Annotated in this window: 18 protein-coding genes and 2 pseudogenes; 11 read left to right on the forward strand and 9 right to left on the reverse strand. The window is 32.9% G+C overall.

From position 1 onward, the window contains the following. Window positions 1-98 precede the first annotated feature (98 nt). The 5 genes from YW9_RS0110960 (at window position 99) to map (ending at window position 5,662) form a co-directional block, all read left to right on the forward strand. Window positions 99-869: a DUF3108 domain-containing protein gene (locus YW9_RS0110960; RefSeq protein WP_026193997.1), complete on the forward strand. Its 771-nt coding sequence runs from the start codon at window positions 99-101 to the stop codon at window positions 867-869. A gap of 167 nt (window positions 870-1,036) precedes the next feature. Next, window positions 1,037-2,371, forward strand: coding sequence for a M23 family metallopeptidase (locus YW9_RS0110965; RefSeq protein ID WP_018280220.1), 1,335 nt, complete (start codon window positions 1,037-1,039; stop codon window positions 2,369-2,371). Window positions 2,372-2,503: 132 nt separating this feature from the next. Then, window positions 2,504-4,126, forward strand: a complete 1,623-nt coding sequence (gene pgi, locus YW9_RS0110970; RefSeq protein WP_018280221.1) for a glucose-6-phosphate isomerase — start codon at window positions 2,504-2,506, stop codon at window positions 4,124-4,126. A 33-nt stretch (window positions 4,127-4,159) separates the two neighbouring features. Next, complete coding sequence (locus YW9_RS0110975; RefSeq protein ID WP_231555636.1) at window positions 4,160-4,846, forward strand: DNA alkylation repair protein; 687 nt, start codon at window positions 4,160-4,162, stop codon at window positions 4,844-4,846. 15 nt (window positions 4,847-4,861) lie between these two features. After that, on the forward strand, window positions 4,862-5,662 hold the full coding sequence (gene map / locus YW9_RS0110980; RefSeq protein WP_018280223.1) for a type I methionyl aminopeptidase: 801 nt from the start codon (window positions 4,862-4,864) through the stop codon (window positions 5,660-5,662). A 47-nt stretch (window positions 5,663-5,709) separates the two neighbouring features. Here the strand turns inward: map and YW9_RS0110985 are convergent, their stop codons facing one another. The 8 genes from YW9_RS0110985 to YW9_RS13915 all read right to left on the reverse strand — a co-directional run bounded on the left by YW9_RS0110985 (window position 5,710) and on the right by YW9_RS13915 (window position 16,998). Next, on the reverse strand, window positions 5,710-9,102 hold the full coding sequence (locus tag YW9_RS0110985; RefSeq protein WP_018280224.1) for a T9SS type B sorting domain-containing protein: 3,393 nt from the start codon (window positions 9,100-9,102) through the stop codon (window positions 5,710-5,712). 160 nt (window positions 9,103-9,262) lie between these two features. Next, window positions 9,263-9,913, reverse strand: a complete 651-nt coding sequence (locus tag YW9_RS0110995; RefSeq protein WP_018280226.1) for a DUF4294 domain-containing protein — start codon at window positions 9,911-9,913, stop codon at window positions 9,263-9,265. A gap of 72 nt (window positions 9,914-9,985) precedes the next feature. Next, the gene (locus tag YW9_RS0111000; RefSeq protein ID WP_018280227.1) at window positions 9,986-12,715 is read right to left on the reverse strand and encodes a PD-(D/E)XK nuclease family protein; all 2,730 of its coding nucleotides are present in this window, start codon (window positions 12,713-12,715) and stop codon (window positions 9,986-9,988) included. 150 nt (window positions 12,716-12,865) lie between these two features. After that, window positions 12,866-13,582, reverse strand: coding sequence for a sulfite exporter TauE/SafE family protein (locus YW9_RS0111005; protein ID WP_018280228.1), 717 nt, complete (start codon window positions 13,580-13,582; stop codon window positions 12,866-12,868). Then, entirely contained in the window at window positions 13,582-14,031 is a 450-nt protein-coding gene (locus YW9_RS0111010; RefSeq protein WP_018280229.1) for a FixH family protein, read from the reverse strand. Before YW9_RS0111010 ends, YW9_RS0111005 begins: the two co-directional genes overlap by 1 nt. Before the next feature lie 49 nt (window positions 14,032-14,080). After that, complete coding sequence (locus YW9_RS0111015; RefSeq protein WP_018280230.1) at window positions 14,081-15,481, reverse strand: arylsulfatase; 1,401 nt, start codon at window positions 15,479-15,481, stop codon at window positions 14,081-14,083. 258 nt (window positions 15,482-15,739) lie between these two features. After that, window positions 15,740-16,351: a site-specific integrase gene (locus tag YW9_RS13910; RefSeq protein ID WP_316929445.1), complete on the reverse strand. Its 612-nt coding sequence runs from the start codon at window positions 16,349-16,351 to the stop codon at window positions 15,740-15,742. Continuing rightward, window positions 16,249-16,998 carry a phage integrase SAM-like domain-containing protein gene (locus YW9_RS13915; RefSeq protein ID WP_231555494.1) on the reverse strand — a complete coding sequence of 250 codons (750 nt, stop codon included), beginning with the start codon at window positions 16,996-16,998 and terminating at the stop codon, window positions 16,249-16,251. Before YW9_RS13915 ends, YW9_RS13910 begins: the two co-directional genes overlap by 103 nt. A gap of 364 nt (window positions 16,999-17,362) precedes the next feature. Between YW9_RS13915 and YW9_RS13850 the strand changes: the two are divergent. The 3 genes and pseudogenes from YW9_RS13850 to YW9_RS12850 all read left to right on the forward strand — a co-directional run. Beyond that, window positions 17,363-17,693, forward strand: a pseudogene (locus tag YW9_RS13850) (plasmid mobilization protein); the annotation flags it as partial. A gap of 260 nt (window positions 17,694-17,953) precedes the next feature. After that, window positions 17,954-18,010, forward strand: a pseudogene (locus tag YW9_RS13900) (hypothetical protein); the annotation flags it as partial. A gap of 29 nt (window positions 18,011-18,039) precedes the next feature. Next, window positions 18,040-18,336, forward strand: coding sequence for a hypothetical protein (locus tag YW9_RS12850; RefSeq protein ID WP_018280233.1), 297 nt, complete (start codon window positions 18,040-18,042; stop codon window positions 18,334-18,336). A gap of 150 nt (window positions 18,337-18,486) precedes the next feature. Here YW9_RS12850 and YW9_RS0111035 read toward each other — a convergent pair whose 3' ends face one another. Continuing rightward, a complete protein-coding gene (locus tag YW9_RS0111035) occupies window positions 18,487-18,792 on the reverse strand; it encodes a hypothetical protein (protein WP_018280234.1) in 306 nt (101 codons plus the stop codon). Window positions 18,793-19,090: 298 nt separating this feature from the next. Here YW9_RS0111035 and YW9_RS13740 point away from each other — a divergent pair, with 298 nt between their 5' ends. The 3 genes from YW9_RS13740 to YW9_RS13750 all read left to right on the forward strand — a co-directional run bounded on the left by YW9_RS13740 (window position 19,091) and on the right by YW9_RS13750 (window position 20,180). After that, window positions 19,091-19,255 (forward strand): Arm DNA-binding domain-containing protein, encoded by a 165-nt coding sequence (locus tag YW9_RS13740; protein ID WP_231555514.1) that lies wholly within the window; start codon window positions 19,091-19,093, stop codon window positions 19,253-19,255. Window positions 19,256-19,273: 18 nt separating this feature from the next. After that, window positions 19,274-19,612: a phage integrase SAM-like domain-containing protein gene (locus tag YW9_RS13745; RefSeq protein WP_026193998.1), complete on the forward strand. Its 339-nt coding sequence runs from the start codon at window positions 19,274-19,276 to the stop codon at window positions 19,610-19,612. Between the two features lie 163 nt (window positions 19,613-19,775). Beyond that, on the forward strand, window positions 19,776-20,180 hold the full coding sequence (locus YW9_RS13750) for a tyrosine-type recombinase/integrase (RefSeq protein WP_394356348.1): 405 nt from the start codon (window positions 19,776-19,778) through the stop codon (window positions 20,178-20,180). Window positions 20,181-20,234: the final 54 nt, after the last annotated feature.

The following is a 20,234-nucleotide window of genomic DNA, read 5'->3' on the forward strand; positions in this document are numbered from 1 at the left end:
CGGGCTTTTTTTATTTTTATTTAAAATTGGCATAATGCTTGTACGGTGTTAGCAAGAATAAATTTTATTAATCTGATAAGTAATAAATTGAAAAGTATATGAAGCGAATAATGATTTTTTTCTTTCTTTTAGCTTTTGCAAAAATTCAGGGACAAGAATTACCTTTTAAAGGAGGTGAATGGCTGAAATTCAAAGTGAAATATGGAATATTTAACACTAGTGAAGCCACTTTACACTTGAAAGAAGTAAATTATGAAGGAGAAAAAGTGTTTCACGCGGTGGGAAAAGGTTCTACAACAGGATTGGCCAGAGTATTTTTTAGAGTAGATGATACTTATGAAAGTTATTTTGGGGTGGAAGATGGTACTCCCCGCTATTTTGTGAGAGATATTTATGAGGGAGGTTATACCAAACATTTGAAAATGTACTTCAATCACGTTACTCAAAGAGCGAAGATTGATAATATTGAAACAGGTGGCTCTGTAGAAATTACTGTACCTATCGGAATTCAAGATGTGATTTCTGGGTTTTATTCTCTTCGTCAACATCCTGAAATAGACAGCATTAAAGAAGGGCAAGAAGTAGAAATGGATATGATTTTTGATGATGACGAAATATTTAAGTTTAAATTGAGATATTTAGGAAAAGAAAAAATAAAAACTAAATTTGGTTCTGTTAACACGATGATTTTTAGACCTTTGGTACAAGATGGACGTGTTTTTAAAGAGCAAGAAAGTCTAACTCTTTGGATAACAGACGATCAAAATAAAATTCCTGTAAGGGTAAAAGCAAGTCTTCGGGTGGGTTCATTAGTCGCCGATTTAGATGCATTCAATGGTTTGAAGTATCCAACAGAACTTAAAAAATAATTTAGTTAAGTGGTTTAAAATCAAGTGTAAAAATACATAAATGTATTAAAACACTTGATTTTATCATTTTTTATTCCGACTTTTGACAAGTTTTAGAATTGAATCATAGTGGTAAGTGATTTTATAGAAAAGTATAGATTACTTACAGAATTAAAATATTGAAAAAAATGTTATTGAGAGAAGATTTTAAAAAAGGTATTTTTTTACTTTTAGCATCACCCATTCTTTGGAGTTGTGATGGATTAACAACAAAGCTAAAGGGAGAGAAAAAAGAAGAGAAAAAAAAAGAGGTTATTGTTGAAGAGCCTCAAAAAGAGCCTGTTTTTGAGTTTGGCTTTAATTTAGATGAATACAATATAGTTAAGGACACAGTAAAGTCAGGAGATACTTTTGGTAAAATATTAGCTTCGAATAATGTAGGAGCTTCCAAGATACACGAAATATCAACCAAAATGAAAGAGGTTCTTGATTCCAGAGCACTCAGAGCTGGTAAAACATACGCCTTACTTTTCGATAAGAAAGATCCATCAAAACCCCATAGTTTTGTGTATCAGCCTTCATTAACAGAGTATGTCGTTGTAAAGATGTCCGACTCCATTTATGCTTATAGTGAACAACGAAAAATTAGTATCGTTGAACGAGAGAAAGCGGGTTTTATTAAAAATAGCTTGATTGAGTCGGCATTAGATGTAGGGATGAGCTACAATGTGGCATTTAATCTTTCTCAGATTTTCGATTACACAATTGATTTCTTTCATCTGCAAGAAGGCGATAATTTTAAAATTATATACGAAGAACGCTATGTAGATGACACCATATATGCAGGAGTTGCTAATGTGAAGGCAGCCTATTTTGAACATAAAGGAAAACCATATTATGCTTTTAACTATGTAACGGATTCTATATCAGGTAAGAAGGGGTTCTATGATGAAAAAGGAAATACAATGAAGCGAATGTTCTTGAAAGCTCCTTTGGAAATATTCCGAATAACTTCTCGTTTTGGAATGCGTTATCATCCTGTGTTGCATCGTATGAAGAATCATTTTGGAACGGATTACGCAGCTCCTCACGGGACGCCTATTCGTGCTACAGCTGCAGGAACAGTTATCGAGGCCGGATACAATGGTGGAAATGGTAATTATGTGAAAATCAAACATAATGCAACGTATACGACACAATATTTGCATATGTCCAAAATTCTGGTTAAGAAAGGTCAGCACGTTCCACAAGGACATATAATTGGCAAAGTTGGAAGCACTGGACTTGCGACGGGTCCTCACGTTTGTTATCGTTTCTGGAAGAATGGCAAACAAGTAGACCCATTAAAAGAGAAAATGCCTGAGTCCATTCCAATTGATGAGAAATTAAAGGAAAGATACTTACAAGATATTGCTTTGGTAAAACAACAACTGGACGCCCTGAAAGCCGTTCCAGTAGAGGAAGAAAATCAAGATAATGAAGCAAATCTGAAAGTAGAAGAACAAGTACTTTCGCAGTTGTAGAAACTGAATTATATTCAAAATATTGAAAAATAAGGAATTGTAAATAATGAACTTTGTTGAGGCTTTATGCTTTAGCAAGGTTTTTCTGTTATTTTGAGTTATTAAAAACTGACGACTAAAATTTATTGATATATGTTAAAAAATATAAATCCCACAGAAACAAAAGTTTGGGCGGAATTAAAAGAGCATTTTGAAAGTGTAAAGAATGTACATACACAAACACTTTTTGAAAAAGACCCTGAACGTGCCGAAAAGTTTTCAATCAAATGGAATGATTTTTTTGTAGATTATTCTAAAAATAGAATTGATGAGAAAACAATGAATTTGCTGCTACAATTGGCGGAGGAAAGTCAGTTAAAAGACGCTATTGAAAAATATTTCACTGGCGACCTTATCAATGCTACAGAAAATAGAGCCGTGTTGCATACTGCCCTTCGTGCCGATGAAAGTAGTACAATTTTTGTTGAGGGGAAAAATGTTCTTCCTGAAATTAAGGAGGTTAAACAGAAAATCAAATTATTTTCGGAAGAAGTTATTTCAGGAAAACGAAAAGGTTTCACAGGTAAACCTTTTACAGATGTGGTAAATGTAGGAATTGGAGGTTCGGACTTGGGACCAGCAATGGTTACAGAGGCTTTGAAATTCTATAAAAATCATCTCAACATTCATTTTGTAAGTAATGTTGATGGTGACCACGTTATGGAAACAATTAAGCACTTAAATCCTGAAACTACTTTATTTGTAATTGTTTCTAAAACTTTTACTACACAGGAAACACTCACTAATGCGTTGACTATCAAGGATTGGTTTTTAAAGTCAGCTACTGAGAAGGACATTGCCAAGCATTTTGTGGCGGTTTCAACCAATTTGAAAAAAATTGATGAATTTGGCATTGACTCAGAAAATGTATTCCCAATGTGGGACTGGGTTGGTGGTCGTTTCTCACTATGGAGTGCTGTTGGTTTATCCATCGCTTTATCAGTAGGTTATGATAATTTTGATAAGCTTTTGAAAGGCGCCAACCAAATGGATAAGCATTTCCGAACATCTGAATTTAAAAATAACATTCCTGTTGTTATAGCCTTGTTAAGTGTTTGGTATAATAATTTCTACGGAGCAGAAAGTCAGGCTATTATACCTTATACTCAGTACTTGCACCGTCTTTCTGCATATCTGCAACAAGGTATTATGGAAAGCAATGGTAAACAAATTGACCGTAATGGAAAGCCTGTTGGTTATCAAACAGGAACTATCATTTGGGGTGAACCCGGAACAAATTCGCAACACGCTTTCTTTCAACTAATTCATCAGGGAACAAAATTAATTCCAACGGATTTCATTGGTTATAAGCATTCTTTGTATGGAAACACTGACCATCATAATAAATTAATGGCTAACTTTTTTGCTCAAACAGAGGCACTTTTGAAAGGGAAAACAGAAGCTGAAGTTCGAGCGGAAATGGGAGAAAATGTGAATGAAGCTTTAGTTCCGTTTAAAGTTTTTGAAGGGAATCGACCAACAACTACTTTTTTGATTGATAAGCTTACGCCTGAAAGTTTAGGAGCTTTAATTGCGATGTATGAACATAAAATTTTTGTAGAAGGTGTAATTTGGAATATTTTTAGTTACGACCAATGGGGAGTAGAACTTGGTAAACAATTGGCAAACACTATTTTAAAAGATATTGAGTCTGCTGAAGTTTCAAAGCACGATACTTCAACAAATCAGCTTTTAGAAGCGTTCAAAAAATCCTAACTTTAATAAATCATGATGTAAGGGCAAAACAATTTGCCCTTACGTGATTTAATGTGCCAAATGAATTTCGATGCTATCTTTAAAATATTAGAAAAGAACAAAGATGAACATAAAGCATTGATGATGAGTGCTTATATGAAGAATAATTTTTTGTTCTTCGGAATTCAATCACCATTACGAAAAAAATTAACACAGTCTTTTTTTGCAGAAGCTAAGAAAGAAAATTCAGTTGATTGGGAATTTATCCATCAATGTTGGTTATGTAATTATCGTGAAATGCAATATGTTGCATTGGATTATCTCGTTTTAAAAAAACGAATTTTAACTCCAATTGATGTTCCCAAATTAAAAAATCTTGCCGAACAAAAATCGTGGTGGGATTCCATTGACTGCCTTGACAGAATTATTGGAAATATCGCACTTCGTTTTACAGAGGTTAATGAGACATTGCTAAAATGGAGTTTAAGTCCTAATAAATGGTTACGCCGTATTGCTATTGACCATCAATTGCTTCGTAAAGAGCAGACAAACACGGATTTACTTGAAAAAATTCTGGTAAATAATCTTTCGCAAAATGAATTTTTTATTAATAAAGCTATCGGTTGGGCATTACGTGATTACAGCAAAACAAATCCTGAATGGGTTAAGAAATTTATCCAAAAATATGAATTTAAAATGGCTTCGTTAAGTATTAAGGAGGCAAGTAAATATCTCAAATAATATTGATTTTCATTTATGATACATCTAAAAACACTTGAAGAAATTGAAATAATGAAAGAATCTGCCCAAGTTGTTTCACGAACGTTGGGTATTCTTGCTAAGGAAATTAAACCTGGAATAACTACTTTGCAGTTGGATAAAATTGCAGAGGAATACATTCGAAGCCAAGATGCTATACCAGGCTTTTTAGGATTGTATAAATTTCCTAATACCTTGTGTGTGAGTCCAAATGCTCAGGTAGTTCACGGAATTCCTAATAATATACCATTGCAAGAAGGGGATATAGTTTCCGTGGATTGTGGGGCTTTGAAAAACGGATTTTATGGTGACCACGCCTATACTTTTGAGGTAGGGGAAGTGTCTTCTGAAATAAAAAAGCTACTTCAAGTAACAAAGGAATCGCTTTATTTGGGCATTCGTGAATTCAAAATAGGAAATCGTGTGGGAGATGTAGGGTATGCGATTCAGAATTATTGTGAGAGCCACGGATATGGAGTAGTTCGTGAATTGGTAGGACACGGTCTTGGAAGGAAAATGCACGAAGACCCTGAAATGCCTAATTATGGAAAAAAAGGAAGTGGAAAGAAATTTAAAGAAGGAATGGTAGTTGCCATTGAGCCGATGATTAATATGGGAACCCACAGAATCAAGCAGTTGAAAGATGGTTGGACAATACTCACTGCCGATGGGAAACCTTCAGCTCATTTTGAACACGATGTGGCTATCGTAAACGGAAAACCTAAATTACTTTCCACATTTCGATATATATACGAAGCCTTGGGCATTGAAAGTGATGAAGAAGTTGAATTCCAGTAATAAAAAAACGCAAAATGAATTTCATTTTGCGTTTTTTTATTGAACTTTTATCTGTAAAGGGTAAAATGCCCTGTGTATGTGCGTCTGTCCTTAGCCTCATTAAATTGCAGATGATACCAATAGTCACCACTTGGCAGGTTTTTCCCGTTTAGTGTTCCGTCCCAAGAATCTTTGGAGGTTAATGTTTTAAGTTTTCTTCCTGTTCGGTCGTAAATATCAATTATCATACGTGAATAACCTTGTGCATTTTTGATATGCCAAGAATCGTTAATGCCATCTCCATCAGGAGTGAAGTAATTCGGAATTTTTATATCGTGAAAAACTTCTTCCAAAACCGTTTCAACGACGCAACCCAAAGAGTCTTCAACACGTACTCGAACTTTTTTAATTTCCTGACCATCACTATTTATGTAACCATCATCAAATGAACGAAGGTAATATGTGTCAGAGGATTGATAGATATCATTGAAGTAAAAGTAATAGTTGCCACTACCTCCACTCACTGAAATTTTAATGGCAGAAGGTAAAGAATTACTTTTGATTTGCGAAATTTTTATCGGATTTATGTTTTGAAAATCAATTGTTTGTGTGAAAGAACAATCTCCGTAAAAAACTGAAATTCGATTACTTCCATTAGGTAAATTTTTAGGATAAAGTAAAGCCATTTTCCCTTGAATTTTATCAAAAGGAAGCTTAGCCGTTTCGTTATTGAAACTATAACGAACTTGTGAAAGATTTAAGTTATCATCTTCAAAAGCTATCGTGAGTTGTGATGTTGATACATTATTGATACATAAAAGCTCATTTGATGTGTTAAATTTTAAAGAAATAGCTTTTTTTATCGAGAAGTTGTACACATTTTCACAAGTTCCTGAATCATTTATAGTTAGAGTATATTCAGCTGGGGAAAGATTTGTAAAAGAAATCTCAATATTTTCATCAATATTGCTTAATGTTTCAATTTTGTTGGTTTGGTTATTTTTTAATGTGGCCTTATAGAAAGCTTTTCCATCAAAAATTTTGAAACGAATACTTCCATCATTTTGATTTTCGCAATTTTCGTTCTGAATTTGAATGATTTGAAGTTGTTGCTCGAACTTTTTGATATTAATATTGTCAATTTTGATTACGCAGTCTTGCTCCAATCTTATTTTCTTTCGGATTAATATCGAATAATTTCCAGCTTCATTTACTTGAAAATTAGGTGATTCCTGAAAAGTTGGTTGGGTAGTTGAGTTTTCTTGTACAATGGCGTACTCATAATCTGAAGTTGAATTTTCAACAGAAATTCTCCCATTTTTGCAGTAAATATCTTCTTTTGAAATAGTAGGATTAATGGGTGATGTGTGTACACGGAAATAATATGTTGCTTCACAATTATTTTGGAAAGCCAGACTTAATCTATAAATTCCTTCCTCCGTTAATGAAAATATTTTTGAATTTGATATGTTTTGCCATTGATTGTCATCGGGTGGGCAAGTTTCGTTCAACGCAAGTTTTTTTGTTCCAGTATATTTTTCCAGACGAACTGAAGCGATATTTGCGATAGAACTCAAATCAATTGATTTGGAGTTGTTTAAACCGCACAAAAATATTTGAGGGAAAGTCTTTTGCGTTTTTGAACAAGTAAAAGTAACGTTTGCGTAAGGGATAAGAGGATTTACTTCCTGACGTTGTATTGTTGAAATGATATAAATTTCTTTTCTGTCAATACAATTATTGGTTCGTTTTATAAGAGTGTATCTTCCTGATTTATTTATAATTACATCTTTATTTGAACCAATTATGTTTCCAGAACTATCTTGCCATTCATATTCATCAAAATTAGAAGGAGCTGTTAGTGTTATATTTTCTCCGCAAAGTAGCTCAATATTTTCAGTAATTGTACAGAGGCTTAAGTCAGCGTAAAAAATAGTGTCGTCTAAAACACCAATATTACAATTATCGATTGAGGAAAAGCTCCCGTTATCATTGATAATAGATTGATTAAGAGTTCCTTTGTATATGGATTTTGCTTTGTTTAGAATTTTTTCAGAACAAGGAGCAATAAAATCAGAACAATTAGGACTTAACTTTATGGCAAATCGTACTTTGTATTTGTTTCCACCTTTTTTCACTAAGTTGTTGGGAATTCTGAAGGTAATTTCACCTCCATTGACAGAATATGTAATGCCACTTCCTGTAGGAATTTCAACGGGAATGTTTGTGTCCAAAGTAACATTTTTTGGGAGAAGGTCTTTGATTTGGTAATCAATAGCGTCATCATTTCCTACATTTTGAAATTCGAGTCCGTAGTAAATTGTCGACCCAAGAGGAACAGTTTTGTTATTCAGAATATTTCCTGCTGCATCTTCGACGGTTTTTAACAAATTCATTTTCGGTTCGATAACTTCTACCTCAAAAGCACTGAAAAAAATGTTGTATAGGTCTTTGGTAGAATGTGCCTTAAAAGAAGCTGTTTCTTGGTCGTTTTCCACAACCGAATTATTTTTGTTTGGAACGGAGAATAAATCAATATCCCAGCCCAAAGTATTTGTTGATGCGGGACGTCTATTCGTTATCAAATTCTCGTTTTCACTTATTGAACTATTGAAGAAATTGTCGATTGGATTTACAGAATTGAATAGACCTTCATACGTGCCATCGGGTTTCAAAATAGATAGTTTATCTCCAGAAATGGCTTTATCTCCTTCAAGAGCCATCACTCCAAAACGTGCATTTACGGGCAGTGGTGCGGGTAGAGTTTTAAATCCTGAAAAAGAAAAATCAACTTCTTGTTCTTTTGAAATACTTGCGTAACCATCAAAAGTACTGATATTTTTACTGCTCTTATCAGGGTCTTCATAGATGATAACTAACGACCAACCAGCCGATACACCACCATTAACTTCATAAGCATCTCTCGTTCGGGTTGCTCTTACATTTGCTATGATATATTCACCAGTTGGATTTGTATCAGAGAGCAATTTTGTAATATCTTTATAACAAATGTAGGCTTCTCTGCCATATTGTGGATTTGAAATATGCCCATCATAAATGAATGTATCAGCTTCTATATCAATATAATTAGTTCGAGAAGGAATTTTTATTTTGATATTTCCTCGTTGAGGGTCGTTCCGTAGGTTTGTACCTCCCCAATACAAACCAGCATATCTTATTTTGGAACACGTTGGATTATCAAAAGTTAGTGTAGCGGCACTCGAACTAAAAGTATTATCGTCATTATCAATGTCGACATACCTCATCATTAGTTCATCGTTTATGCCCCAATCATTGTTATAATCATTGTTAGCTGGATTGCTGTTAAGGATTTGATTTCCAATCATTTTTAATCCACCTTTTAAATTCTCTTGTTTTCGAATCTGGAATGGAACATACACTTGTGAATAAATCCCTAAATAGGAAAAAAGTAGAAAAGAGAAAAGTATTAATTTTTTCATTTGAAGTATTATATGATTGTTTTAAGCAAGTTTCGCAAAGATAGAGAATATTGCTAATATAATAAAAAGAGAGGCTTTGTTAATAAGAAATTTAAATAAAAATAGAGGTTTTAGAATCTCTTTTGTGGGAAGTTTAAAATATTTTGTTTCAGAAGAATTTTTATTTTCTGTTTTTTCTTCTTTCATCAAGGATTTTACCGAAATCTATTTCAAAAGCAGGTGCTTGGTATTCCAGTTCATCGTTAGCAAAGGCACGAAGTAGGATTTCTTCTATTAACAAATCCTCATTATTTTCAGTGGGATTGTATTCCGTTTTCAGAGAAATGTCGTACAGCCAAGCTGTGCTATTATACATAAAAGCACTCCAACCATTACGTAAATCTTTAACTAACTGAAAGGCAGTTTTTCCCGTTTGTCTGTGTATGAGTTTTACCAAAATTCTACCTTGCGAACGCGAAAGCTTTTTGAGTTCGTCTGTAAATCGGTCTTCAATATATTTCTGCATTCGTTTGGTATACAGCTTTTTGACTCGTTTATTACGCATAGTATCCATTGTTTGTTGCATAATTTCCAAGCGGTCAGCAGCAAGTTTGGCATACGGATACACTTTCTTAACTCGGTTGCGTAAAATCAAATATTGTTTACGAGCTTCTTCACTAATAAACTTGCGTTCTTTTCCAAAAACAACAACTTCAGGAAGCCGAATTGTGTCAATAAATTGGAGATTTGAATCCTGATGAAGTGTATCAGTTTGTGCGGAAACAAATGAACAGCAAATGATTGCAAAAAGAGTTAAAAAAAATGATTTCATTCAAAAATTTAATTTTTCAGAAAAACAAAAGTACAAACTAAAATATGAGAAAACAAGAAAACAACAAGTTGGCTACCTACTTTTTTCAGAAAAAGGAATATCCACATTGAAAATCTCTAACAATAATTTTTCGGTGTATTCCTTGTAAATTTCAATAATTTGTGATGTTATTTCATATTCTATTATTTTGTCTTGCTTGGTATGAAATTTTATTAATCCTTGATTAAGATTTTTGAATGAGAAATTCCCAGCAATGATATTTTCCTGATTTTGAGAATTTTGTTTGAATATGTAAGCATACGTAAGCAATTGAAAGGCTTTACTATATTTAAAGTCAGTAATGAGAGAATCCCAATCGGAAATGCTAACATCGTTTTGGTTTACTTTTCCCGTTTTGTAATCAATAATGTGTAAAACGCCATTTCGCAAATCAACACGGTCGATAATTCCTTTAAGATAAACAGGGAAAGGTAACTTTTTACTTTCAAAAGGAACTCTTAGTCGCTGTTCTAAATGTTGAACTATGATTTCAGTTCCTTTGCGGATTTCAGTAATTTCAAGGTCAAGAAATCGATTTATATATTCATAAATAACATTGAAAATCAATAAGTTTTTACCATTTCTGAATTCTGAATTTTTATATTTTTCCAGAAAATGTTTTTCAATTAACGGACGTATTTTAGGACGCATTACTTTGAAATGATTTTCCGTTAAAATTTCCTTGAGATATGGTTTGTATAAATCCTCTAAAGTTCCGTGAACAATATCTCCAAAGGTACGTGCCTCCACCGTTTCTTCAACATCTCTTTCTTCGTAAATTTGAAGAATATTTTGCTGATAGAAAGTAATCGGATTTAAAATGTAATTTGTTAAAGAAGAAGGAGATATGCCTTTTTTCGAAAGTTCTTTGAGACGTTCTAAAATAGCATCCGTTTTCGATATAACAATTTTTGGAACCGCAGCAGGATACACTTCAGGGGCTTTAACTTGATGCGTGATTCGGTGTGCAGGAATTCTCTCAGCTAATAACTGCAAAATAAAGCGACTTTTTTCTTTGCTTTTTAGTCCGCTCATTTCTGTATCGTAAATCAAATGTATCTTTCTGGAACGCTGTAACATACGATAGAAATTATAGCTATAAACGGCATCTTTTTCCTTGTGAGTAGGTAGCTCTAAAAAATATTTTACATCATACGGAATAAATGAATTACCACTTTTTCCTAAAGGAAGAACGCCTTCATTAACTGAGGTTATAATAACGTTTTCAAAATCCAAACTTCGGCTTTCCAAAACTCCCATAACTTGCAGTCCTTCAAGTGGTTCTCCAACAAAATTCAGCGAACTTTTTTGCAAAACGTCTATATAGAAATGGTACAAAGACTTTACAGAATCAATGTATCCGAATTTATTTTGAAGTTGTTTTAATTGGTTGAATAACAGGTAGAAACGATATAAGAACTCCAATGTTAGAGTATGTTTTCCATCTTCGTTGTCAGTTTTCTGTTTTATACAATAAATTAGGAATAAAGCATTGTCAATCAGTTTATTGATTGTATTTTTGTCTTTTTCTGGAAATAGAATCTGAATAAAATCTTTTTGAGAGTCAGGAGTTGCTTCCAGAATTTTTTCTCGAGTTAAGTAGTTTAAGTTGCGTTCTTTTATGAAGTTTGAAATCTCATTTATAGCCTCTTCTGTAAAAATACTTTGTAAAAAAGGCTGTGAAATGAGGTTTAAAATATCTTTATAGTAGAAGTTTTTTGATAGATGTAATCTAAAATAACTTGTAAAAAGGTCGTTAAGAGGAGTTTGTTGCAAAGGATATCCCATCGTTATGTTAGCTGATGTATTGGGCTTAACAGATTGTAACATAGGGATTAACAAATTTTCATCGGCAATGATTAAAGCTGTTTTTTCCAGTTCGTTATTGGGCGTATTTTTGAGTAATTCAGCAACTGTGTGGGCTTGATTGATGCTTTTTGGAACTCCTGTGATGTAAATTTCTTTCTCTTGTAAATAATTATTTTCCAGCCATTTGGGTTTGTTCGTTTCGTAGTATTTCCAGTTTTTTATGTATTTTCTGATAAAATAACCTGCATCGTGTTCTTTCGCTTTTATAAAGTACTCATCAATATCCCAATAAATTTCTGATTTTGAGTCCATTAATATAGAATGGATTATCTTTTGCTCTGCTTTTGATAAAGCATTGAATCCCACGAAAATATGAATTTTGTTTCCATTATTTTGAATATAATGAGGCAGCTTTTCAACTGCTTTTTTGGCAATGAATCCAGAATATCCCTTATTTAATGATGTAAGTTTCTCGTTAAGAGCAAAATAATAATCACCTAATGTATTCCAAAATTCGAGATGCTTTTTCTGCATTTCGGTTAATTCATCAGCTCCCGACCAATGCTCAGCTTCTTTGAGGGCGTGTATGTAAGGAAAAATCTTCTCAGGTTGAACCAAATATTGGTCAATTTCACTAAAATCTTTCAAAAGTGTTTGCCCCCAGCCAATAAATGTTTCAAAATCATCTGGTTCTTTTTTGCAAGTAGATTTGTAAGTGTCGTAAAATTCAAATAAAAGAGGCAATTCTCCAATATTTTCAACACCTGAAATTCTGCTAAAAAGCTCAGAAATACCAACAAATTCGGGGGCAATGCTTGTTTTGCGATTGAGTTCTGCAAAATACTTCTTCAGGAAAAGGGCAGGGCGTTTTCCTGAGGTTACAAAAATTAGATTTTCAATTTCGTCGGAAAAATTCTCCAACACATCAACGACTACATTTTTTAAATAATTCATTCGTAAAGGCTACTAATTTGTTTGTCAGAAATAAAAGTTTCAAAAGAAGGAAGCAGATTGATTTTTACAAAAATATAATTATTTTAAAAAATGAGAGAAAAATATGGAAACAAATTTATCTTCAGAGAAGGGAAAAAAGTTCTCAGAATTTTATTTAGGAGTGGGTACAATGCAATCTGCATCTGCTTTAATTATCAAATTCATATTTGATGGAGAAATGTACGGAATTCCTAAAGCAAGTCCGCGAAGTATAAATAATCCACCAATGATAATGATGACAAAAGGGATTGCTTTTTGGATATATTTTTTTGTTTTTTGGCTTAAAAAATTTCCCAAATAAATGGTAGCAGTCATCAATGGAACAGTTCCTAACGCAAAAGCAAACATATAAATCGCTGAATGGCTCAATTCGGTCTGAGCTAAAGCTCCGAACAAAGCCATATATACCAATCCGCAGGGGAGAAATCCGTTAAAAAAACCAATAAAAAAAATTGATAAAGAATTCTTACGTTTAAGTTGTTGTGAAAGAGCGTATTTTACTTTTCCTATCAAAAAATAAATTGGTTTGGTTAAAAGGTTCATTTTTACATTTATAAAAGAAAGTAGTACGACTAAAATCATTAATGAACCTACAATTATTGAAAAGATTTGCTGATATTCTCTGATGAAAAGCCCTTTCCCAAGTAGTCCGAACACTAAGCCTAAAGACACATAAGCCATAGCTTTCCCTACGTGATAAGAAGTAATTTGAAAGGCTTTTTTGATAGGTTTTCGATGTTCAAGCGGAAGTATTAAAGTCAGAGGACCACACATTCCTACGCAATGAAAGCTTCCTAACAGCCCTAATATGAAGGCAGTGTAAAACATTATTTTATGGTAATATTTTTGATAGAAATATAATCGTTGTTGTTAAAAGTATAATTCACTTCTACGTTCCAACGTCCTTCAGATAAAACATTTATTGGAACTAACATTTTTTTATTTTTCAATTGTAAAGGAATTTTGAAGTCTCTTTTTCGGTCGGAAGGGCGATAAAAAGAAACACTTCCTACAACATTTTCATCAGTTATCTTACTTGGGAAAATTAATGTAACTCCCTCTAAAGATGATTGTATCTGAACCGTCATTTGTTCTTTTTCTGTTTTTTGTGCTTTAACCATCATATTTTGATACGAGAATTCTTTTTTGTAGTAATCATCAGTGACAAAATCGTGATCATATTTCTTGTTAATTGTCATATTAACAACAAAGTACATTATAAATGCAATGAAAGCCACAAAAGCAATCACAATTCCCGTTCCCCAACTTATTTTCATAGTGTGTTTAGTTTTTTAGTGAAATAAAATGTTTATAAAATTGAGAAAATTATTCTTTTTCCCAAGAATATTTAAAAATATCAGATTGGCTACGAGCTTGTTTCATAAATTTCTCTACTCGTTTCACTATTTTAGGAAATTTGTTAGCTATGTTGTTTTTCTCAGAAGGGTCTTTACTTAAATCATAAAGTTCAATGGGTGCATTTTTATCTTTGTCAACATTTACTTTAACAGCTTTCCAGTTCTTATATCGAAGAGCTTGTTTCCCGCCAAACTCATAAAATTCCCAGTACAAAAACTTATGTTTTTTCTGTTTTTTATTTCCCTTTAATGTATTTACGAATGAAATTCCGTTGATAGGGTCATTTTTTGGAATATCAATTCCTGCAACCTCAGCAAAAGTAGGATAAATATCCCAAAAACCACCTTGAAAATTACTTTTAGTATTGGCTGGTACCGTTCCTTTCCATTGTACGATGAAAGGTTCACGTATTCCTCCTTCGTACAAATCACGTTTTACACCTCTGTAAATCCCACTGCTTTGGAAATAAACAACATCATCCATCGTTCGTCCTCCTTCAATGTGAGTGCCATTATCACTGGCAAAAATGATTATTGTATTTTTTTCGATACCTAATTTTTCTACTAAGGAAGAGATTTGTCCCACATAATCATCAATTCCGTTTACCATTGCCGCGTATGCCGCTTTTGGAAACTTTTGAGCCCCGTAATAACCTCCTTTAAAATCTTTTTCATTTGGGTGAATGCTATTTTGGTTTTCATCTAATTGCTTTACCATATAACGTTCAGGTACAGATAATTCAGCGTGTGGAACGGTTAACGACAGATAAATGAAAAACGGATTTCTATTCGCATTATCTTTGATGAAATTCAGAGTTTTATCTACAAAAATATCATTAACATAGGTTCCTTTTGTTATGGGTTTTTGAACGATTTTACCATTTTCAATGAAATCAAGTGAATCAGGTGTTTGAAAGTGTGCTGACATATGGTGTAAAAAACCTGCAAATGCGTCAAAACCACGCTTTTCAGGTGTTGTTTTTCCTTTTTCTAAGCCCATTCCCCATTTCCCAAAAATGGCGTTTTGATAGCCAGCTTCTTTTAGGAGTTCAGGAAAAATCTTTTTGTTCTTTTCCAACGGAAATTCACCATTTCCTCTAACTTTTGTTTGTCCAGTATGTTGCCCTGTTAAAAGAGAAGCTCTTGATGGAGCACAAACTGTGCTTCCGGCATAAAAATCGGTAAAAGTCATACCCTCATTAGCAAGCTTACTGATATTGGGAGTTTTAATTATTTTTTGCCCATAAGGCTCAGTATCGCCATAACCCATATCATCTGCCAAAATAAAAATAATGTTGGGCTTTTGTGTGTCTTGAGCAAGTAAGAATCCACTTAATAAAAATAGAAAACAGGTGAAAATACGCTTCATTTTAAGGTAGTTTAATCGTTAGAAAGAAATATGTTTTTAACATAAATACGTATCCAGCTGAAACCGAATACGTATTCCAAAAAATCCCTTTTGTGGAGAAGATGGGAGTGTAACTTATAGTCCAACAAAGTCCAATAAAGTTTAAAAATATTAATATTGAGCATTTTGAATAAATTTAAAGTTTAATAAAGTCTAACGAAGTGTAGTAAAGTTTACTTGATTTAGTCCCTGATTTTATTAGTAGGGACTAATTTTAGATTACAAAAGATTGAATTTTTCCATAGCGTTTGCTTTGGTTTCATCGGCAATATCTATGTAGGGTTTCATCGCTTTGTAATCACTATGTCCAGTCCATTTCATAACCACTTGTGGAGGAATACCTAAAGAAAGAGCGTTACAAATAAAAGTTCTTCTTCCTGTGTGAGTTCCTAAAAGTGCATATTTTGGTGTTACTTCATCAAACCGTTCGTTTCCTATGTAGTAGGTCTCTCTGATAGGTTCATTAATTCCTGCTAATTCTCCTAGTTCTTTTAAATAATCGTTCATACGCTGATTGCTAACTACTGGTAAGGCTTTGTTTTTTAAGCCAATATAGTTCTCATATTTTTTTAAAATTTTTTTACTATGTTCGTTAAGTTCTATCTTAAGACTATCATTTGTTTTTAACGTAGTGATTTCTATAAAATTGTCTTTTATATCACTTTTTTTAAGGTTTTCAACATCGGAAAATCGTAGTCCCGTAAAGCATTGAAATAAGAAAACATCTCTTACCCGTTCAAGATACTTTTTAGCTGGAGGTATGTTGTATTCTCTAAACTGCTTAAACTCGGAGGGCGTAAGAATATTACTTTTTTTTGAGTGTTTTTGAATTTGGGTCTGAAATTTTCAAAAAAAGTATGTTTATTATAATTTTTTCTGACACTCCATTTTAAAAACCATTTTACGAAGGAGATATTCTTCATAACTGTGGTGTTTTTAAATTTCAACTCTTTTTGTAGATAACTTACATATTCAACAAATTTCTCTTCTGTGAAGCTTTCAAAAGAAAGTTCTGAATCAAAGTTCTGGAGATGATTTTTAACAGTATTAAGTTTTTGTTTTGTGCCTATTGTCCACTGATTAACAGAAGCCTCTTCTTTAATAAAATCATTATAGTATTCAAAAAAGCTTTTTTCGAGTACTATTTTCTCAACTCTATCTATTTGTTTATTAAAGGAATACTGAAATTCTTCTCTTGTTGGTATTTGTTTTTGAACTTCAAAAAATTTGAAAGTTTCTTCACAGGCTTGTTCAAATTTCTGAATATTTCTGTTAATGATACTTGCAGGAGTTTTTTTCTTTCCGTGAGTTGTGTTTGCTTTGCATCGCTGTGTTTCTATACTCCATTTTTCAATCTCTATACGAAATCCAAGGTTAAAGGCAACAATATTTCCGCTCCACTTTATTCGATAACGAAGACGAGCATCTGGTTTATCTTTTTCTTTGTCTAAGAGAAACTGAGAATGGTACTTTATCATTTTAAAAGGCAGTTTTATTTATAGAGATTTATTTTTCAGTTAGTACTTTTCTAAAACTCATAGAGAACCAGTTATGTATTTTTTTGTGTATGTAACTGAATAAAATAGACCTGTTATAAGAAAGCGATTGTGCGTCTGCATTTTGAGAGCTTAATCTTATTTTCAGTGTACTTTAAGATTTAAAAATACAACAATGTCGCAAATATATGAAAAAAATTGAAGTTAGAGAACCAGTTATAAAGAAAATATTAAGTTGATAATATTTACTGTTGGCTAGTAAGGAAATTTATTGTCTAATTGCATCCAAATTTAAGATTGTAAGAGGTAAGGCATATTGATGTATAATCTTGTCCATCAATGAGAATCTCTATTTGAACCATCGGGAATGAAAATCAAAATCTATTTTATTACTTCGGTATTATTTTCCAAAGAAATCAAAAGTGTAAAAATCGATAAATCGGTAAAGGATTTTTATATCAAACTCACCGAACTCTATGGGTAATTTCGGGTAGTGGGAGTGAATTACAATCTGATTGTAAAGATTTTGTATCGCAATTTTTCTGAAAAAGAAAGTTGCCACATATCTATTCAAACTTGAAAAACAAACTGCTCAAATGGTGGCTATCTGTAAAGAAATTATGACTCTTTCGCAAAAAATAGAACAGCATATCACTGAAAAAACAAAAAATAAATAACGTGTAAAACATCAAACTTCATTTTATACATTTGATTTACAATTTATTAAAAAGTACATTATAAAAATAAACAAAAAAATTATTGATTTATTTTTTTAGACAAGTCCAAATTATTATTTTTGCTAATCTAAACCCAATAAAAAGATAATAATATTAAATAACTAAAAACCAATAAACTAACTAATTTAATTGTAAGTAAAATGAAAATTAATCACACACTTCCAGAGCTTCCGTGTGACAAAAATGCTTTAAATTAGATTATTACAGAGGAAACTTTTGATTATCACTACGGAAAGCATCACGCTACCTATGTAGACAACCTTGTGGGATTGGTAAAAGATACCGAATGGGCGGAAAAAGACATCGTGGACAACGAGCGATGCGAACTCCTGAGCAAGACAATGATTTTGCCACAGGACTTTCTTTTGAGGATTTGAAAAAAGTAGCTGATTTTCTAAGCCAAAATGCATCTTCCACCACTGAAAACAGAGAACTAGCACAAAAAGTTGTGGGTACCAATCTATTGGAAGCAATCGAAAAAGCGCTACCTGAGGCCTCATTAAAAGCAGCCCGACTTTTAGACGAATTTTTACCACAAACTCTCCAAAAAGAAAGTGATTTTGATATTGAGGAGTTTGTGTGAGATGAATTCTGTTGTTTATAGGTTACTTAATCAGGTAGAATCACCCTGTCGTTTGAAGATAAAGTTATGGTAGAACCACAACGAACGTCGACTAAAATATTTTTGTCTTCAAAACTTCTTGTTCTAAAAGGACAAAATATTTTAATTTCTTTATTTGGGTAGATTTCTTTGAGTGATAGCACAAGCCATTGTCGTACGTCCCAAGGTCAATACATCGTCAATGATGATAAGAGTAGGTTCTGCAATCATCATTGATTCAACCTTTAAACTTTGTAAATGGGTTTGTACCGAATTTCTCGTTTCTGCGGTATATTGACTACTTGATTTTGGTATGGGAACGATCCGTTGTATACATTCATAAACAACATTTCCTAATCCATTACTGACCAAACACTCTGCCAATACCTTGTTATTAAAAGTATTAAATCGTATGTTGTATTTTGTATTCAAATGCATAATTATCAATAAGTTACAAGCTATGTGAGAACAAAACAATGCAGAAAAAAGCAATGAAAAGTTAGGTTTGTTGTACCAAATGTTGTATCTTTGTACCAGGTTGCACCGCTTTGAAATAGCTGATTTATAAAGGGTTTCATTGGTTTACACTCGATTGTTTTTTTAGTGCAACAAATATAATACTTTATTTTATGGCTTCAATAAAATTAGTACTTCGGATAAATCAGGAAGACAAAACAGGTCATAGCCCTTTATACATAAGGATAGAAAAGCCAAATTTGTAGCAATAGGAGTAAAGTTGAAACGCTATGAATGGGACGATGATAAGCAGAAAATAAAGAAGAATCACGCCAATAGTGCGAGAATGAACGCCTTTCTTGCTCAAAAAATTGCCGATGCAGAGGGGGCAGTTGCAGACCACGAACACAAAAGAAAATCCGTATCAGCCCGAAAACTCAAATAAGCAATAAAAGGTAAGAATATGGCAAACTTCTTTGAATATGCTTACAACCGTTGCGAGCGTATCAAAGGAACAGTATCGGTCGCCACTTACAGGAGCTACAAACAGTACGTTCAGAAGTTTGAAAAATTTATCGGGCACAGGGAAGTATATTTTGATGATATTACCGTTACGATGCTGAAAGATTACATCAATCATATGTCCAACAATTTGAAGAACGGAGCAACTACCGTACATTATTCTTTGCTGATTTTGTCCGTAATGTTTCGTGATGCAATTATAGGCGAGTATATTTACCCATTCTCAAAAGTGAGAGTAAAAAGGGATAAAGACAAACGTTTATTTCTGAACAAAGAGTAAGTAGAAAAGCCATGCAATTTTAAAATCAAATACACAGGAAAGGACGAAGTATTTAGGGATATGTTTATTTTTTCAGTGTATGCAGGTGGCTTGCGTTTTAGTGATGTTGTGAGCTTGAAATGGAAAAACTAATAATGAGAAAGAACAACGCATTATAAAGACCATTCGCAAAACAGGAAGACCCCACAATTTTAAAAACGGGCAGACAGCAATAGATATTCTGAGCCAATACAAAACAGGCATATCCCAACCAAGTGATTTTGTTTTCCCGATATTGGAAGATGTAGAAAGGTTTGATGCCGATACCGATTATCAGGCGTATATCATCAATGTAAAAAATATTCTATGCGGTCAGAAGTTGCTTAGATTGCGTAAGGATATGGAGTTACCGTTTACGTTATCATTCCATTTAAGCCGTTATACATTCGCTACAAATGCCCTTAATAATGGTATGTGGATAGAATATGTTTTAAAGCTGTTAGACCATTCAGACATTGATATTACACAGATTTACGCAAAAGTAATCAGTGAAGAATTGGATAAAGCAGTAGAGCAGTATATAAACTAAAACCTACTCTTTCAATCGGTTGAACTTTTTTGTACTTTTATTTAATCAAACGAT

Source organism: Capnocytophaga cynodegmi DSM 19736 (assembly GCF_000379185.1).
GTDB classification, from domain to species: Bacteria; Bacteroidota; Bacteroidia; order Flavobacteriales; family Flavobacteriaceae; genus Capnocytophaga; species Capnocytophaga cynodegmi.

Bases quoted from the DNA above. Each gene is read 5' to 3' on its own strand.
- YW9_RS0110960 (WP_026193997.1), top strand. From the start codon at position 99: ATGAAGCGAATAATGATTTTTTTCTTTCTTTTAGCTTTTGCAAAAATT.
- YW9_RS0110965 (WP_018280220.1), top strand. From the start codon at position 1,037: ATGTTATTGAGAGAAGATTTTAAAAAAGGTATTTTTTTACTTTTAGCA.
- pgi (WP_018280221.1), top strand. From the start codon at position 2,504: ATGTTAAAAAATATAAATCCCACAGAAACAAAAGTTTGGGCGGAATTA.
- map (WP_018280223.1), top strand. From the start codon at position 4,862: ATGATACATCTAAAAACACTTGAAGAAATTGAAATAATGAAAGAATCT.
- YW9_RS0110985 (WP_018280224.1), bottom strand. From the start codon at position 9,102: ATGAAAAAATTAATACTTTTCTCTTTTCTACTTTTTTCCTATTTAGGG.
- YW9_RS0110995 (WP_018280226.1), bottom strand. From the start codon at position 9,913: ATGAAATCATTTTTTTTAACTCTTTTTGCAATCATTTGCTGTTCATTT.
- YW9_RS0111000 (WP_018280227.1), bottom strand. From the start codon at position 12,715: ATGAATTATTTAAAAAATGTAGTCGTTGATGTGTTGGAGAATTTTTCC.
- YW9_RS0111005 (WP_018280228.1), bottom strand. From the start codon at position 13,582: ATGTTTTACACTGCCTTCATATTAGGGCTGTTAGGAAGCTTTCATTGC.
- YW9_RS0111010 (WP_018280229.1), bottom strand. From the start codon at position 14,031: ATGAAAATAAGTTGGGGAACGGGAATTGTGATTGCTTTTGTGGCTTTC.
- YW9_RS0111015 (WP_018280230.1), bottom strand. From the start codon at position 15,481: ATGAAGCGTATTTTCACCTGTTTTCTATTTTTATTAAGTGGATTCTTA.
- YW9_RS13915 (WP_231555494.1), bottom strand. From the start codon at position 16,998: ATGATAAAGTACCATTCTCAGTTTCTCTTAGACAAAGAAAAAGATAAA.
- YW9_RS12850 (WP_018280233.1), top strand. From the start codon at position 18,040: ATGGGCGGAAAAAGACATCGTGGACAACGAGCGATGCGAACTCCTGAG.
- YW9_RS0111035 (WP_018280234.1), bottom strand. From the start codon at position 18,792: ATGCATTTGAATACAAAATACAACATACGATTTAATACTTTTAATAAC.
- YW9_RS13745 (WP_026193998.1), top strand. From the start codon at position 19,274: ATGGCAAACTTCTTTGAATATGCTTACAACCGTTGCGAGCGTATCAAA.